We start from the raw sequence: 13,784 nt of genomic DNA, 5'->3' as shown, positions 1-13,784 counted from the left end.
AGTATACTGAAATAGAAAAGGGTGAGCCATATGCAAGGTATAAAGCAGACGGAGACATTGGCCGATCAAGCATTCAATATTTTAAAGCAAGCGATTACAAATGGAACTTTAAAAGAAGAAGAATCATTACCCGAAGAAAAATTGGCTAATAATTTAGGAATCAGCCGCACTCCGTTACGGGATGCCCTTAACCGTTTAGCGGCAGAAGGATTAGTTGTTCAACAAAAAGGCCGTCCAGCGACAGTGGCCAGTTTTACCAAAGAAGATTCACTTGAATATATGGAGTTAAGAAGTTTATTGGAAGTACATAATATCGAAAAGATAATGCATACAGTTGATGAAAACTTCATTACACAATTAATGGATAATGTAGAAAAACAACGAGAGACGATTGAGAGGAATAGCTATAATGATTTTATAGAATTAGATCGTGATTTTCATTTATTATTAGCCTCTCGAAATAAAAATAGTGAATTACGAAAAATGATTCATCGAGTAAATACAGGTGTAAATCGAGCATTTTTAATTCTTTCAAATACAGTGCCTACAAGTGCTAAAGATGCGTGTGAAGAACATCAAGAAATCATTGAAGCATTAAAGAAGCAAGATGTTGTACTGGCAAGAAATAAGATGATTGTTCATATGAATAACGTAGAAAAACGATTTCTTGGATATTATTTAAACGAATCGAAAGAATAGATAGCGAGAATAATAGGATAGGAGGAATACAATGAGAGATATGTTAAAAAAGTGGAGCACACCAAAGCAACTAGAAGATTTAATTTGTGAATTAGTTAGCTGGCAAAGCCGAACTGGAACACAAGGAGAAATTGACTTTGCTTATCGAATTAAAAATAAATTACTAGAAATAGATTATTTTAAGAAGCATCGTTCCTATATTCATTTACACGATGCTTGGAAAGAAAGAAATGCAGTAACGGCTCTGTATCATAGTGGAGTAACAAATAAAACAGTAGTACTTATCAGTCATTTTGACACTGTTCATACAGAGGAGTTCGGAGCGCTCGGAGATTTAGCTTTTCAGCCACGTGCATTAACAGAGGAATTAAAAAATCGAAAGAATGAATTACCCGAAGACGCTCAAAGAGACTTAGAGTCGGGTGATTATTTATTTGGACGTGGAACGATGGATATGAAAATGGGGCTTGCTCTCCATCTGCATCTATTAGAAACAGCAAGTACGGAAGCATGGCCAATTAATTTAATGTTACTCACCGTACCGGATGAGGAAGTGAATTCTGCAGGAATGAGAGCAGCTGTTGACGGACTCATCGGTCTTAGTGAAAAATATGACTTAGAATATGAACTGTTTCTTAATAGTGAACCGTCGTTTTCCCAAAAACCATTAGACGAAAACTATTATATTTATTCCGGTACAATTGGTAAAATTATGCCTTCCGCATTGTTTTATGGACGTGAAACACATGCAGGAGAACCACTCACCGGTATTACAGGCCATTATATGGCTGCATATTTGACCAAAGCGATGGAGTTCAATAATGACTTTGTTGAAGAGGTGTATGGGGAGAGAACACCTCTTCCTATTTGTTTGAAATATAATGATCTAAAGACAGATTATTCTACACAAACGAGTCATCATACTGCTGCATTATATAATGTTTTTCTCATGAATAGAAATGCAGAAGAAATTATGGGGACTTTTAAACATACGGCTATAAAAGCAATGAGAGAGTGCGAAGAAAATTATGAAGAAATATGTAGAAGAGAGAATGTTTCACCAATTGGAAAAATAAATGTTTTAGAATATACAGAATTGCTAGCTCACGCGGAAGAAAAACTAGGCTCTGAAGCAATAGAAGCAATCAAAAATAAGGTAATTGCTGATGAAACCCTCGATGAAAGGGAGAAGTCGATTCAGATGAGCGATCAATTAATGCTAAATTGTCAAGAGTTGGCACCAGCAACCATTTTGTTTTATGCCCCACCTTATTATCCTGCAATTAATTCATCAGAAGATGTATTAGTGAAAGAACTGATTAAACTTACGCAGCATACTCTTTTAAACGAATTTCGAGTAGAAGCGAAACAAGTACATTATTTTAACGGAATTTCTGATTTAAGTTATGTGAATTATGATAAACACGATAGCGGTTGGAAAGCTTATGTTGATAATACTCCTGTTTGGGGAGAAGTGTATAATATTCCATTTGAAGGAATGCAAAAATTACAGGCACCCGTTTTAAATATTGGGCCATTCGGAAAAGATGCGCATAAATTAACGGAACGCCTTTATAAAAAGAGTGCATTTATTTATACGCCATATGTATTAAAGAAAGTAATTGAAACGTTATATATGAAAAGTGAATTAGAAGTTTAACTAAAAAAACGAGTATCTACATTTTGTAGGTACTCGTTTTTGATTAAAGTATCTAAAACTTTCCGATAATTGTTGATACTATTGCTAACGTATATTTTATCAATTGCCAAATGTTAATATATTGGATGAGACACGAAAGGAAATTAAAAAACAATTGGAAAATTATAAAACGCAAACCTTTCTTTATTTATGATGATTCATTCAATTAATTTAATTACAAACCGTAAAAGTGGCTCCCATTTTCGAATATTAGCACACATCTTCGTAAAGCAGCTCCCATATTTCGTAAAATGGCTCACCACAATAAATTATTAATTATAAACGGCTACCGCTCATTAATAGAACTCGCTTATTATCAAGAATAAATTGTATAATCCTCCAATATTTCTCTCCTGTCCGATGCCAATTGTAAATTTTATGTTAAATATAGGTGAATTCTATGTTAATTTTGACAAAATACGCTATTATTATTGAGGTGTAATTTTTGTAAGGTGGGGATAGAGCTATGATATTCAAAAAGGAAGATAAATTTTTCGATCATTTAAACAATATATCGGCAAATCTTGTAGAAAGTACTAATTTTTTTGCTGAATATAAGTTAAAGTCAGAAAAAGATATTAAGTATTTCTCAGAAAAAATGAAAGAATTCGAAACCAAGGGAGATTCATTCGTTCATCAAGTTATTCAAGATTTGAATAAGGTTTTTATTACGCCTATTGAGAGAGAAGACATTTTAGCGTTGGCAATGCATATGGATGATGTTTTGGATGGATTAGAGCATACTGCTGCTTTATTTGATATGTATTCAATATATGTGGCTGATGACTATATGTTAAAATTCGTTGAGGCAATTCAACATAGTGTCATTGAAATTGATAAATCTGTTGGTTTATTATCAAAGAAAAAATTACTTCAAATTAGACGACATGCAATAAAGATTAAAGATTATGAGTCAAAATGTGATACGGTTCACCGCGCATCTATTAAAGATTTATTTCAAGTAGAAAAAGATCCAATTCAACTAATTAAATATAAAGAGATTTATGAACAGCTTGAGGATGTTGCAGATTGCTGTGAGAATGTGGCAAATACATTTGAAGCTATCATCATGAAAAATGCTTAAGGAGCAATTTAAATAATGGATACACTACTGTTAATAACATTACTAATTGTACTTTTAGCTGTCGCTTTTGATTTTATTAATGGATTTCATGATACAGCTAATTCCATTGCAACTTCCGTTTCGACTAAGGCTTTGACACCAAGAAGCGCAATCATATTAGCTTCTGTGATGAACTTTATCGGAGCAATGACTTTTACTGGTGTCGCGAAGACTATCACAAAAGACATTGTTGATCCGTTCACATTGGATAATGGGTCTTTGGTAATTATTGCTGCATTAATCGCCGCCATTGCATGGAATCTAATTACATGGTATTACGGGATTCCTAGTAGCTCTTCCCATGCATTAATTGGTTCAATTGCGGGTGCTGCCATTGCTGCAGCAGGATTTAGTGCTTTAAACTATAGTGGATTCTTGACAATAATAGTCGCACTTATCGCTTCGCCTTTACTTGCTTTTTCTGTTGGCTTTATCGTATACAGCATTTTTAAAGTAGTCTTTAGAAATAATAATTTATCGAAGACAAACAGAAGATTTAGAAGTATTCAAATTGCTACAGCTGCTTTACAGGCATATTCTCATGGTACCAATGATGCTCAAAAAGCGATGGGTATTATTACAATGGCATTGATCGTTAATAATTATCAATCATCTGATGATATTCAAACATGGGTACAATTTATTTGTGCGCTTGCTATGGCATTAGGTACAGCAATGGGCGGATGGAAAATTATTAAAACAGTCGGCGGTAAGATTATGAAAATACGACCTGTCAACGGTGTAGCAGCGGATATTACAGGTGCAGCGGTCATCTTTGGTGCAACTTTCATTCATTTACCGGTTAGTACCACCCATGTTATTTCTTCGTCAATTCTTGGTGTAGGAACTTCCCATCGATTACGGGGTGTAAAATGGGGAACAGCCCAAACGATGCTAATAACTTGGTTTATTACGTTACCAATATCAGCAACGATTGCGGGCATTAGTTACATGATACTTAATCTGTTTTTCTAATTGATTGTAAGGTATTATTAACCCTTGTTATTTGGACAAGGGTTTTTTCTTTCGGCATGAAAGCGGCTATCCAATTCATATACTAGTGTACATGCTTAGTTAATGGAGGAGTCCATATGCAAGATTGGGTTATAGAGATGTTAGAAAAGTTTGGTTATGCCGGTGTTTTATTGATGATGGCATTAGAAAATGTTTTTCCGCCGGTACCTTCTGAAGTAATTCTGTTGTTTAGTGGATTTATGACAACCTATACAAATTTATCCGTATTCGGCGTCATTATTACCGCAACGACAGGGTCCATTTTAGGGGCAATTATTTTGTATGGCATGGGCAGACTCATTCATGTGGAAAGATTGGAAATAATTATCGAGCGCTGGCAGTCGATTATTCGTTTGAAAAAGCAAGATTTGCATATGGCAAAAGCTTGGTTTGATAAGCATGGCTATGCAGCAGTGTTTTTCTGTAGAATGGTTCCAATTGTTAGAAGTCTTATTTCTATTCCGGCAGGGATGTCGGGAATGACGTTTTGGTTATTTTTACTTCTTACAATGATTGGGACTATTATTTGGAATGCTTTGCTCGTAATAGTTGGTACTGTATTAGGGGCGTCATGGATTGATATACTCGGATTTTTAGAAGTTTATTCAAAATTTGCTTATGTTTTAATTGCTACTGGTCTTGTATTTTTGATTTTTCTCTATATTCATAAACGTAGAAAGCAAATATAAAGGAAGGCAGCTTCAAATGGACATTCTTATACTCTTTTTTCCGAGAAAATATTTTCATAGATAAAGGAAGCGAGACAGGAGTAGCATGTCTTCGAATAAGATTATGGACGTTTTAATTAACATTGTGGCTTAGCCCTTGCTCTTCAGCAGGGGCTAAGTTTTCAAAATTACAAATATCTTCTCGCTTTCTCCGTATTTGCAAAATGGACTTTCGCAATTTTAGGTAACACAGTCTCCCCTTTGGCACGGATCACTTCAGCTGCCAATTGATCCACTTTTTGAGAAGCACCTTTCAATAGATCAAATCCAACCATTTCGGATAACCGATCCATTTCTTTTACAAAGCTTGCTCTGGCAATGACTGATCCTGCAGCTACTGCAATGGAATAAGATTCAGCTTTGGTCATGAAATATGTTTTGTCAGCGAGTTTTTTCCCTTCTGTACCTAAGTGTTTTAGATAAATAGAAGGATCGCAAAATTGGTCGATTAAAATACCATCGTAGGGTGCGTCACCGATCTTATCTAATAATCGCTCAATAACAGCATGATGAAGCATCGTTTTCATTTTCCCCTGTGACCAGCCACGTGACTGGAGTACATTATATTTCTCGTTATGTAAAATCATCAAGGAGTAAGGAATATTTAGTTCCACTAACCCTTTTGATAGAAGTTCAATAGTATTATCTGTAATTTTTTTGGAATCTTGAATGCCCATTTCTTTTAATAACTCTATCTGTTCCGCATTTACGTAGACCGCGCAAGTAGTAATCGGACCAAAGTAATCACCAGTCCCTGACTCATCCGAACCAATATGGCTACTTAAAAACAATGATTGGGGTGGATGATATATCTTTGAGGCTGTATTTTTGCTCGCTTTATTTTTCATTTGCAATCCGTCTGTATCCCAATTTTCTATTTCTACTTCCGGTTTTGCACCTTGAAAAAGCACTTTTCCTGAATTATATGCAGTAATGACAGCATTTTTCGTTCGTGCACGAAAAATTGCTCCTTGGGGTGCATTCTCCAGGCAATTTTGATATGATTCTTTCATTTTTTGAATGGTTTGTTTCGTAAAACTTTGTGTAATTTGACCCATATAATTCATTCCTTTAATGATCGTATTATAAAAAATATATACCGTTTCCTAAAAGTCCTTTTTCATGTTAAAATTAATTGTACCACTTTCTAGTTGATTGTATAGAAAATTATTTAGAAGAGCTCGATCACAGCTTAGACTAGGGTGCGTTACCAGTCTTTAGCAGGGAGGAACGTTGGTGTGACTCAGGAAAATGAAGAACGTAAAAAAATTGAAGTTAAAATTAATAGAAGGAAATATACAATAGTTGGTACAGAATCTAAGGAACATATGGAATTGGTTGCTAAGTTAGTAAATGATAAAATGATGGAGATCTATGAAAATAATAAACATTTAGATACGACGAAGCTAGCTGTACTCACTGCAATTAATACGATGAATGATTATTTAAAACTAAAAGCGGATTACGAGGATTTAGAAACATTAATAGAAGAGGAAAATTAAATGATATCAATATTTATTTTACTTGTACTTATATTTGGTTTTTTTATGGGGCTTAAACGAGGGTTTATTTTACAGTTAATGCATTTAATCGGTTTTATTGTTTCTTTTATTGTAGCAATTTTATACTTCCGTAAACTTGCTGGACATCTTTCACTTTGGATTCCATATCCTGAATTGGGTTCAGATAAAGTTTGGGCAGTATTTTTAAATAGTATGCCGTTAGAAAATGCATTTTATAACGCAATTGCTTTTGCTATTATCTTTTTTGCTACTAAGATTATTTTGCAAATTGTCGCTTCGATGTTTGACTTTGTCGCGAACTTGCCGGTGTTACGCTCGTTCAATAAAATATTAGGTGCTGTATTAGGTTTTCTGGAAGTATATCTTATTACATTCCTTATATTATATATTGCTGCACTTCTGCCGATGGAGGCAATTCAAGTAAAACTGAAAAGCTCATTCCTTGCAACACTTATTATTGAACATACACCGTTTTTATCCAGTGCGATAGAAAACTTGTGGTTTACTAAAGTATTGAGTATTTTTTCATAAATAAAAAAGTAATGAAGACTGAATACGTGGTGTATCAGTCTTTTTATATGAGATGGAAAGGGGCAATACAGATGTCGCAAATAAATAAGAAGGATTTGATTCGCTTACTTGAAAAGATTGCAACTTATATGGAACTAAAAGGAGAAAATCCTTTTCGAATAGCTGCATACAGAAAAGCTGCCCAAGGCTTGGAACAAGATGTTCGTTCCTTAAATGAAATTCAAGATTTTACGACGATTCCAGGAATAGGAAAAGGGACAAATGAGTTAATCCAGGAATTTATAGAAACTGGTACGTCCGAGACATTAAAAAGTCTAGAGGCTGAAATTCCTGCAGGACTTGTACCGTTATTGAAGCTTCCAGGTTTAGGAGGAAAAAGACTAGCAGTTCTATATAAGGAACTCGATGTTATTGATGCGGAGTCTTTGAAAAACGCTTGTTTGGAAGGAAAAGTTGAAAAGGTGAAAGGTTTTGGGAAAAAATCGGCTGAAAATATTGCGGAAGCACTAAATAATCAATTGAAGCGCCCTGAACGTTTACCAGTTGCCTATATGTTGGAACTTGCTTACGTAGTAGAAGAGTATTTACAAACGATACCAGAAATTAAACAATTTAGCCTTGCAGGAAGTTTACGGCGCATGAAAGAAACAATTAAAGATATAGATTTTATCATTGCAACTGACGATTATGAAAAAGTACGTGAAGCAATAATGAAAATGGAGTTTATAAAAGAAGTGATAGCTAGCGGGGATACAAAAGTTTCTGTCACACTCGATGAACAATATGGAGTCAATGTTGATTTTAGATTAGTTAGTGAAGAGGAGTTTTATACGACGCTTCATCATTTTACAGGTTCCAAGGAGCATAATGTGAAGATGCGTCAACTTGCTAAATCACGTGGAGAAAAAATAAATGAATATGGCGTTGAAGTAGAAGAAACGGGAGAAATATTGCATTTTAATTCAGAAAAAGAGTTTTTTAAACATTTTGGTGTTCGGTATATTCCACCGGAAATGCGTGAAGATAAAGGGGAAATCGAGACTTTTATAAATAATGACGTAGAACTATTGGAAAGAGAACAAATCCGTGGAGATCTTCATATGCATACGATAGGGAGTGATGGAAAAAGGGCACGTTGATACCCATTGATACGACAGCATCCTAGGGGTATTTCATTTTTCCTGAAAATGATACGTGCCAACTTTATGCCATGTTCCTATTGAAAACGTTAGAAATCTTATGCAATTCATCTTCTTCAAATTGATTTGTAATATCTAAATAAGTATCGGCGGTTGTTTTTATTGTGCCATGTCCTAATCGCCTAGAAATATATAATAAACTTGCGCCAGCTTCAAGTGAAATAATTGCATGGCTATGACGAAATGCATGAAGTGCCTTGTATTCTATCCCGCACATATTACAATACCTTCTTAATGAATTTCTAATAGTGGAAGGAATAAGGTGTGTACCATCATGATTTTGGAAGATGGCCATATGTTTATTGCGGTGAAAATTATCATGCTTTAATATCATTTTATTTTGAATTCTTCTAAAATCCCTTAATAGTTGAGATGTTTCCTCATCTATGCGAATACTTCTATAAGATGACAGAGTCTTGGGCGAAATAATAGATAGATTATTTTTGTCGTCCCTGGAAGCTTGTTTATTAACATCGATTCGTTCCCCATCAAAATCCCCCCAGGTTAAACCGAGCGCTTCACCAATCCGTAAGCCTGTACGAGAAAGAAAATACAATAATGTATAATGTAATCTATATTCTTTATATCGATCAGGCTCATAATCCTTTAAGAAGTCCAATAACGTTTCAAGGTCATTCAAGTTATAATATTTTATTACCTTCTTAGTATCCACATCATTACGCGGAACACTAACTCTACCCGCAGGACTTTTAGACAATATTTCCATATCATAAATGGCATAATTAAAAATATCTTTTAATGTGGCCAAAATATTTAACCTTGTATTATATGCAAATTTAAAGGTGCCATCTTTATTTTTTAAATTCCTATAATGAGTTACCCAATCGACAACATCTTTCCTTCTTAACTTAAAAAGCTTCTTTTTTCCGAAAAACGGTTCGATATGCAATCTCTTTATCGCTTCTAAAGATGTCCTTGTTCTATCTTTTATTGTTCCAGCTTTTTCATCGAACCACTCATCGATAACAACCTGAAGCGGCATGTCGCGATCAATAAAACCTTCACCATAGTAAATCCTTCTCTCGGCTTCACCTGCTTTTATTTCAGCCTCTTTTTTAGTTTCGAATGTTCCAATGCTCTTATAAGTACCATCGTGAAATACTCTTGCCTGTATCCTACCACTAGGCAATTCTCTATAAGTGGCCATATATTCACCTCGTAATAAATATTGAAACGTAGAGAGTAAGCATATGCTCACTCACTATGTTTCTTTTTCATTTCTCAACTCGACTCTTTTCCTTCGTTTAAATCGTCGTAAGCTGACGATGTTGCCCCTTTTTCTTCAGCTTCTAGTTCTATGCGGTAACTTTCCAATTCTTGTTCGATAGGATCTACTTCAGAAGTTGCAGCAATTTCTTCTAAATTCATGATCTGTTTAGCGAGAGAAACCACTTCTTTTTTAATTACTTGTCGAGATTGTTCATCTAACTTTACATAGTGTTCAATAATTTTCTGATCAATTGCATCTAATTTGTATTCAGTAGATAATTCCGCAATAATAGTCGAATCGTTTTCGATAAACATTTCACCTTCACCTGTACGGAGCCAATGTTCATTTACGTTATAAATAGAGCAAATGGTTTTAATGTGTCTATCTAAAATATCTCTTTTACCAACTTCTAACATACCTAATGTAGATTGGCCAATCCCCAAAGACTTAGCAAAATCAGCCTGGTTCATACCTATTTCAGCCCGAATATCTTTTATTCTAGTGTGCAATCTATTCACCTCCTAACCTTAAATTATCACAAATGAAATAAACAATCAATAAAAATCTACAAAACTATTGACAAATATCTCATATGTGATAAATTAGTGTTAAGAGTAATCACAAATGAAATAAAATAAAACGGAAAACGAGGTGATTAAATGGACAAAGACATAAAGCGAATTGAATACTACACAAGGAAAGTCGCGCTTTATGGAAATAGGGAAACAAAAAAAGGCAAAAACAAATATCGTCATCAAAGATTACTAGATTATAAAGAAGCATTAAATAATAGATTGCGAAATCGATAGAGAGGTGAAGCGGATGATACGAAAAGATGGGCACATCACAAAAAACACAGGATTCATGATGTTGGATAATGTGGCGGATGGAAAATGCAAAGTATGTGCTACAGAGCATGACGAAAAGTTACCACACAATCAGGAAAGCCTACATTACCAATATGTATTTTACGATGAACACGGAAGATGGCCAACTTGGGAAGATGCAATGGAGCATTGCGAGGAAGATATAAAGGTGTTTTGGAAAAACGAACTCAATAAACGAGGTATTGAAATTTAAAAGGACAGAATGAGGTGAAGTGATGAAAGAAGAAATCAGCAAAGAAGCGGAATCACTAATGAGTGAAGCAAAGGTACAGTTATCAACTAATGGAGCGGCAAGAGAAATAGCGCTACAAATAGCTGAAGTTTGGAGAGCAAACGAGGTAACGGTAATTGTAGCAATAAAGTCATTAGAATATGCAAAACAAGAACTAGGAAACTTATCGATTAAATAATAATTTATTCATCATGAAAGGGGTGAGCATCTTGACTGAACAAACTGTACACCAAAAAAAGAAAGTGGATGCCAAAGAATTAGCTGAAGCACTTGAGCGCCTACCTGAAGAGGAAAAGTTTAAAATCTTCTACATGATAAAAGGCCTTGAATTAATCCAAGAAGACAAAAGCAAGCCTGTAGCTTAATTGCTGCAGGCAGGTATTAAAGGAGGGATCTTCCTATGTTGACATTAGAAATAGACCAGGAAGTAGTAGAAAAAACCTTCAAGGAAGAATTGCAGAAGCGGCTTAGTCGATTAGAGGAAAGAGTAACTATATGGGATATGAAAGAATTGCAACGACAAACAAACATGAGTGTCAACACGATCAGAGAGTGGTTTTTCTACGATGAACGATTTCCCAAGTACAAAGTCGGTAACAAGTGGTATTTCCCAGCAGAAGAATGCGCCGAGTTTTTAGTTATGTGGCTGAAGGAGCAATCACGAAGTTAAAAAAACAACATCACTATCGGATCAGCAAAAGGAGTGTTCGTTAATGAGTAAACGAGTGATAAGTAGTGACGAATTAATAGCAATGTCAAACGAAGATGTAGCAACAGAATTATTTTTCATCATCGTACAGCATGGTCAGAAAAATTTAAAGGACGTATTCCATATTACGAGAGAAATTGAAAAACATGCAAAAGAAATTGAAAAGCGAATCCAATTGCGAAAAGAGGAAGCGGAACAAAAGTGAAAAACTTAGTGCATGAATATCAGTTAATCGGCATTGAAAGCAAAAAGGTGTATATGGAAGGGAAAAGTAGAGCAGATTGCTTCAGGAAACTTCAAAAACAACATCCATATTTTATTGAACATAACGGACGTAAACAAGCAGTGCAAAGATTATATCCTGAAGCATTAGTTTTAGTTAGGGGGTGAAGTGGTGGCGATAGGCAGAGCGGAAGAAATAAAAACAGCGAGTATCAAAACGATCGGAAATGTCGGACAAACAATAAATAATTGGCTAGAAAAAAACAAAGACTTAACAATTATTGATATAAAAATATCAGAATCTAAAAAAAGAGACGACAATCCTTATAATATTCCAGGACAATGAACACCTAATGATAACAAGACCTGAAGTAAGTATTTGAAGGGAGTGAAACGGGTGAAGGGCTATGAAGCAATTGGACCATATGGAAGAAAAATATTCGATGAAACACACATTAGGCATTTATCGGCCATGGGAGAAAGTGAAAGAAAGAAATATACGCGCGACCAGGTTAAACGAGTTAAGGCAAATAACGATGAACGAGTAATTGAGGTTTATTTCAAAAACGGAGATTTGTTCAAATACACACCAAAAAGAACATGGCATTAAAGAAAGGGGAAAAACAATGGAATTAATTTATTGCACATTTGGGCTTGGAACGCAATTGAGTGAATACTATCAACCTATATTCGCGGAAAACGACGAACAGGCATACAACATAATGTTAGACAGATGGGGAAAGAACTTCGCATTTAGTTATTCAGCGAAAGAATTTGGTGAGTCGATGAAGGAGGGTAGGTTTCTAAATTTAAAGCCATTACCGATTATTTACGCAACAAAAATAATCACAGTTGGAGAAATGAAGCAATTAACGGATAGATATAACCAAATCACAAGCGCTTCACAAAATTTCAAATCGGATCGATTAGAAAACATGTTGAAAGACGTAAAAATGGCATACAAGCCCGATCCATTTGTTGACCGATTAATAGAAACAATTCGAGAGGCTATTTGAGAATGGGGAAAAAACGGAAGGAAATCATCCTAAAAAATGTCTTGATGCAATTAACAGATGAAGCAGGAGTGGCATCAAAATTAAAAGAATTAGGCATTCCGACACTCGACAAAGAAGGTAATTTCCGCGGGATTAAACCAATTTTACAGGATATACGTGAAACAGATGTTAAAAAATGAGCAATCAAAGGAGGGAAGGCATGAAAAACATCTACTTGCCTATCGAAGGACTTGCAAACGGAGAACTACAAAAAGAGATAGAAAAAGAAATAAAGAAATTGTTCGACAACATTCACAATGAAAAAACACAACCAACAGAAGAAAGAGCAATAACAATTAGGCTGAAGTTCAAGCCTGACAAAGAAAGAGAAAATGTCGAGGTGGAAAGTGAAATTTCTACTAAACTAGCAAAAATAAACGGAGCAAAAGCAAGAGTAATTACAAGAAGGAATCCGAACACAGGTCAAATTGAAGCACGAGAAGTTAAAAGTGGAATACCTGGACAATCATACCTAGATGATAACGGGCGCTTAAGGAGCGATGTAGGGGAACTTGTTGACTAGATTAAATTAGAACATTTTGAAGCGGAAGAGAGGCGAGAATATGGAGAAAACTGAACAACAGAAATGGCAAGAAGTAATGTCGTTAGCTGAAGAGTACGGATTCATTATCCAAGCATATGGCGGAGTTGCTACATTAGCAACACATGAAGTGCAACGTGAGAAATTCGGAAATGAAAAGCATGAAGAAATTCAAAAAATGAATGGCAGGTGAAGATGATTGCGCGGAAAGCGGCTAACTTTAAAAGAAAAGAAATATATAGGTTCATTAGGGTTAAAGCCCGAAAATTGGCTCATGCACAGGAAGTATGAAAATGAATGGATCATTGTTAATAAAATTTCCAAGAAACCAAGAAGAGTTCCAGCAAAATAAAAAGCCACCTAGTAGATTAGGACCTACTAAGCGGCTAAC

At 35.0% G+C, this 13,784-nt stretch carries 25 protein-coding genes; 22 read left to right on the top strand and 3 right to left on the bottom strand.

Annotated features, from left to right (window positions below; all coding sequences use genetic code 11):
- Nucleotides 1-30: 30 nt before the first annotated feature.
- From SPD48_RS09755 to SPD48_RS09735, 5 genes are all read left to right on the top strand, one after another.
- Nucleotides 31-699: a GntR family transcriptional regulator gene (locus tag SPD48_RS09755; protein ID WP_336257906.1), complete on the top strand. Its 669-nt coding sequence runs from the start codon at nt 31-33 to the stop codon at nt 697-699.
- 31 nt (nt 700-730) lie between these two features.
- Nucleotides 731-2,359, top strand: a complete 1,629-nt coding sequence (locus SPD48_RS09750) for a M20/M25/M40 family metallo-hydrolase (protein ID WP_336257905.1) — start codon at nt 731-733, stop codon at nt 2,357-2,359.
- A 505-nt stretch (nt 2,360-2,864) separates the two neighbouring features.
- Nucleotides 2,865-3,482, top strand: coding sequence for a DUF47 domain-containing protein (locus SPD48_RS09745; protein ID WP_336257904.1), 618 nt, complete (start codon nt 2,865-2,867; stop codon nt 3,480-3,482).
- A 15-nt stretch (nt 3,483-3,497) separates the two neighbouring features.
- Nucleotides 3,498-4,496, top strand: a complete 999-nt coding sequence (locus SPD48_RS09740; RefSeq protein WP_336257903.1) for an inorganic phosphate transporter — start codon at nt 3,498-3,500, stop codon at nt 4,494-4,496.
- Between the two features lie 116 nt (nt 4,497-4,612).
- Nucleotides 4,613-5,224: a DedA family protein gene (locus SPD48_RS09735; RefSeq protein ID WP_336257902.1), complete on the top strand. Its 612-nt coding sequence runs from the start codon at nt 4,613-4,615 to the stop codon at nt 5,222-5,224.
- Between the two features lie 167 nt (nt 5,225-5,391).
- On the opposite strand, the gene rnhC is transcribed toward SPD48_RS09735, so the two are convergent.
- A complete protein-coding gene (gene rnhC, locus SPD48_RS09730) occupies nt 5,392-6,321 on the bottom strand; it encodes a ribonuclease HIII (RefSeq protein WP_336257901.1) in 930 nt (309 codons plus the stop codon).
- A 180-nt stretch (nt 6,322-6,501) separates the two neighbouring features.
- Here rnhC and zapA point away from each other — a divergent pair, with 180 nt between their 5' ends.
- The 3 genes from zapA to polX all read left to right on the top strand — a co-directional run bounded on the left by zapA (nt 6,502) and on the right by polX (nt 8,456).
- Nucleotides 6,502-6,765: a cell division protein ZapA gene (gene zapA, locus SPD48_RS09725; RefSeq protein WP_336257900.1), complete on the top strand. Its 264-nt coding sequence runs from the start codon at nt 6,502-6,504 to the stop codon at nt 6,763-6,765.
- Entirely contained in the window at nt 6,766-7,317 is a 552-nt protein-coding gene (locus tag SPD48_RS09720; protein WP_336257899.1) for a CvpA family protein, read from the top strand.
- A gap of 71 nt (nt 7,318-7,388) precedes the next feature.
- Complete coding sequence (gene polX, locus SPD48_RS09715; RefSeq protein WP_336257898.1) at nt 7,389-8,456, top strand: DNA polymerase/3'-5' exonuclease PolX; 1,068 nt, start codon at nt 7,389-7,391, stop codon at nt 8,454-8,456.
- Between the two features lie 64 nt (nt 8,457-8,520).
- On the opposite strand, the gene SPD48_RS09710 is transcribed toward polX, so the two are convergent.
- Together SPD48_RS09710 and SPD48_RS09705 are read right to left on the bottom strand one after the other, a co-directional pair.
- Nucleotides 8,521-9,684, bottom strand: a complete 1,164-nt coding sequence (locus SPD48_RS09710) for a tyrosine-type recombinase/integrase (RefSeq protein WP_336257897.1) — start codon at nt 9,682-9,684, stop codon at nt 8,521-8,523.
- 74 nt (nt 9,685-9,758) lie between these two features.
- Nucleotides 9,759-10,256 carry a helix-turn-helix domain-containing protein gene (locus tag SPD48_RS09705; protein WP_336257896.1) on the bottom strand — a complete coding sequence of 166 codons (498 nt, stop codon included), beginning with the start codon at nt 10,254-10,256 and terminating at the stop codon, nt 9,759-9,761.
- A 150-nt stretch (nt 10,257-10,406) separates the two neighbouring features.
- Between SPD48_RS09705 and SPD48_RS09700 the strand changes: the two genes are divergently transcribed.
- From SPD48_RS09700 to SPD48_RS19955, 14 genes are read left to right on the top strand one after another with little or no spacing between them, the layout of a single operon-like run.
- Nucleotides 10,407-10,556, top strand: a complete 150-nt coding sequence (locus SPD48_RS09700; protein WP_336257895.1) for a hypothetical protein — start codon at nt 10,407-10,409, stop codon at nt 10,554-10,556.
- A 13-nt stretch (nt 10,557-10,569) separates the two neighbouring features.
- A complete protein-coding gene (locus tag SPD48_RS09695; RefSeq protein WP_336257894.1) occupies nt 10,570-10,827 on the top strand; it encodes a hypothetical protein in 258 nt (85 codons plus the stop codon).
- 22 nt (nt 10,828-10,849) lie between these two features.
- Complete coding sequence (locus SPD48_RS09690; protein WP_336257893.1) at nt 10,850-11,044, top strand: hypothetical protein; 195 nt, start codon at nt 10,850-10,852, stop codon at nt 11,042-11,044.
- Between the two features lie 31 nt (nt 11,045-11,075).
- Entirely contained in the window at nt 11,076-11,231 is a 156-nt protein-coding gene (locus tag SPD48_RS09685; protein WP_336257892.1) for a hypothetical protein, read from the top strand.
- Nucleotides 11,232-11,266: 35 nt separating this feature from the next.
- The gene (locus SPD48_RS09680) at nt 11,267-11,536 is read left to right on the top strand and encodes a helix-turn-helix domain-containing protein (RefSeq protein ID WP_336257891.1); all 270 of its coding nucleotides are present in this window, start codon (nt 11,267-11,269) and stop codon (nt 11,534-11,536) included.
- A 43-nt stretch (nt 11,537-11,579) separates the two neighbouring features.
- Nucleotides 11,580-11,780: a hypothetical protein gene (locus SPD48_RS09675; RefSeq protein WP_336257890.1), complete on the top strand. Its 201-nt coding sequence runs from the start codon at nt 11,580-11,582 to the stop codon at nt 11,778-11,780.
- Nucleotides 11,777-11,965: a hypothetical protein gene (locus SPD48_RS09670; RefSeq protein WP_336257889.1), complete on the top strand. Its 189-nt coding sequence runs from the start codon at nt 11,777-11,779 to the stop codon at nt 11,963-11,965. Before SPD48_RS09675 ends, SPD48_RS09670 begins: the two co-directional genes overlap by 4 nt.
- Nucleotides 11,966-11,969: 4 nt before the next feature.
- The gene (locus SPD48_RS09665; protein WP_336257888.1) at nt 11,970-12,143 is read left to right on the top strand and encodes a hypothetical protein; all 174 of its coding nucleotides are present in this window, start codon (nt 11,970-11,972) and stop codon (nt 12,141-12,143) included.
- Nucleotides 12,144-12,194: 51 nt separating this feature from the next.
- Nucleotides 12,195-12,407 carry a hypothetical protein gene (locus SPD48_RS09660; protein WP_336257887.1) on the top strand — a complete coding sequence of 71 codons (213 nt, stop codon included), beginning with the start codon at nt 12,195-12,197 and terminating at the stop codon, nt 12,405-12,407.
- A 16-nt stretch (nt 12,408-12,423) separates the two neighbouring features.
- Nucleotides 12,424-12,813, top strand: coding sequence for a hypothetical protein (locus tag SPD48_RS09655; protein WP_336257886.1), 390 nt, complete (start codon nt 12,424-12,426; stop codon nt 12,811-12,813).
- A gap of 2 nt (nt 12,814-12,815) precedes the next feature.
- Nucleotides 12,816-12,992 carry a hypothetical protein gene (locus SPD48_RS09650; protein WP_336257885.1) on the top strand — a complete coding sequence of 59 codons (177 nt, stop codon included), beginning with the start codon at nt 12,816-12,818 and terminating at the stop codon, nt 12,990-12,992.
- Between the two features lie 20 nt (nt 12,993-13,012).
- Entirely contained in the window at nt 13,013-13,375 is a 363-nt protein-coding gene (locus SPD48_RS09645; protein ID WP_336257884.1) for a replication terminator protein, read from the top strand.
- A gap of 40 nt (nt 13,376-13,415) precedes the next feature.
- Entirely contained in the window at nt 13,416-13,586 is a 171-nt protein-coding gene (locus tag SPD48_RS09640) for a hypothetical protein (RefSeq protein ID WP_336257883.1), read from the top strand.
- 6 nt (nt 13,587-13,592) lie between these two features.
- Entirely contained in the window at nt 13,593-13,745 is a 153-nt protein-coding gene (locus tag SPD48_RS19955; RefSeq protein WP_442962137.1) for a DUF6906 family protein, read from the top strand.
- The last annotated feature ends 39 nt before the right edge of the window (nt 13,746-13,784 follow it).

It is taken from the genome of Pseudogracilibacillus sp. SE30717A, assembly GCF_037071985.1.
Classification (GTDB): domain Bacteria; phylum Bacillota; class Bacilli; order Bacillales; family Amphibacillaceae; genus Pseudogracilibacillus.
Note: the sequence above shows the minus strand (reverse complement) of the source record. Positions and strands in the feature narration are given on the sequence as shown.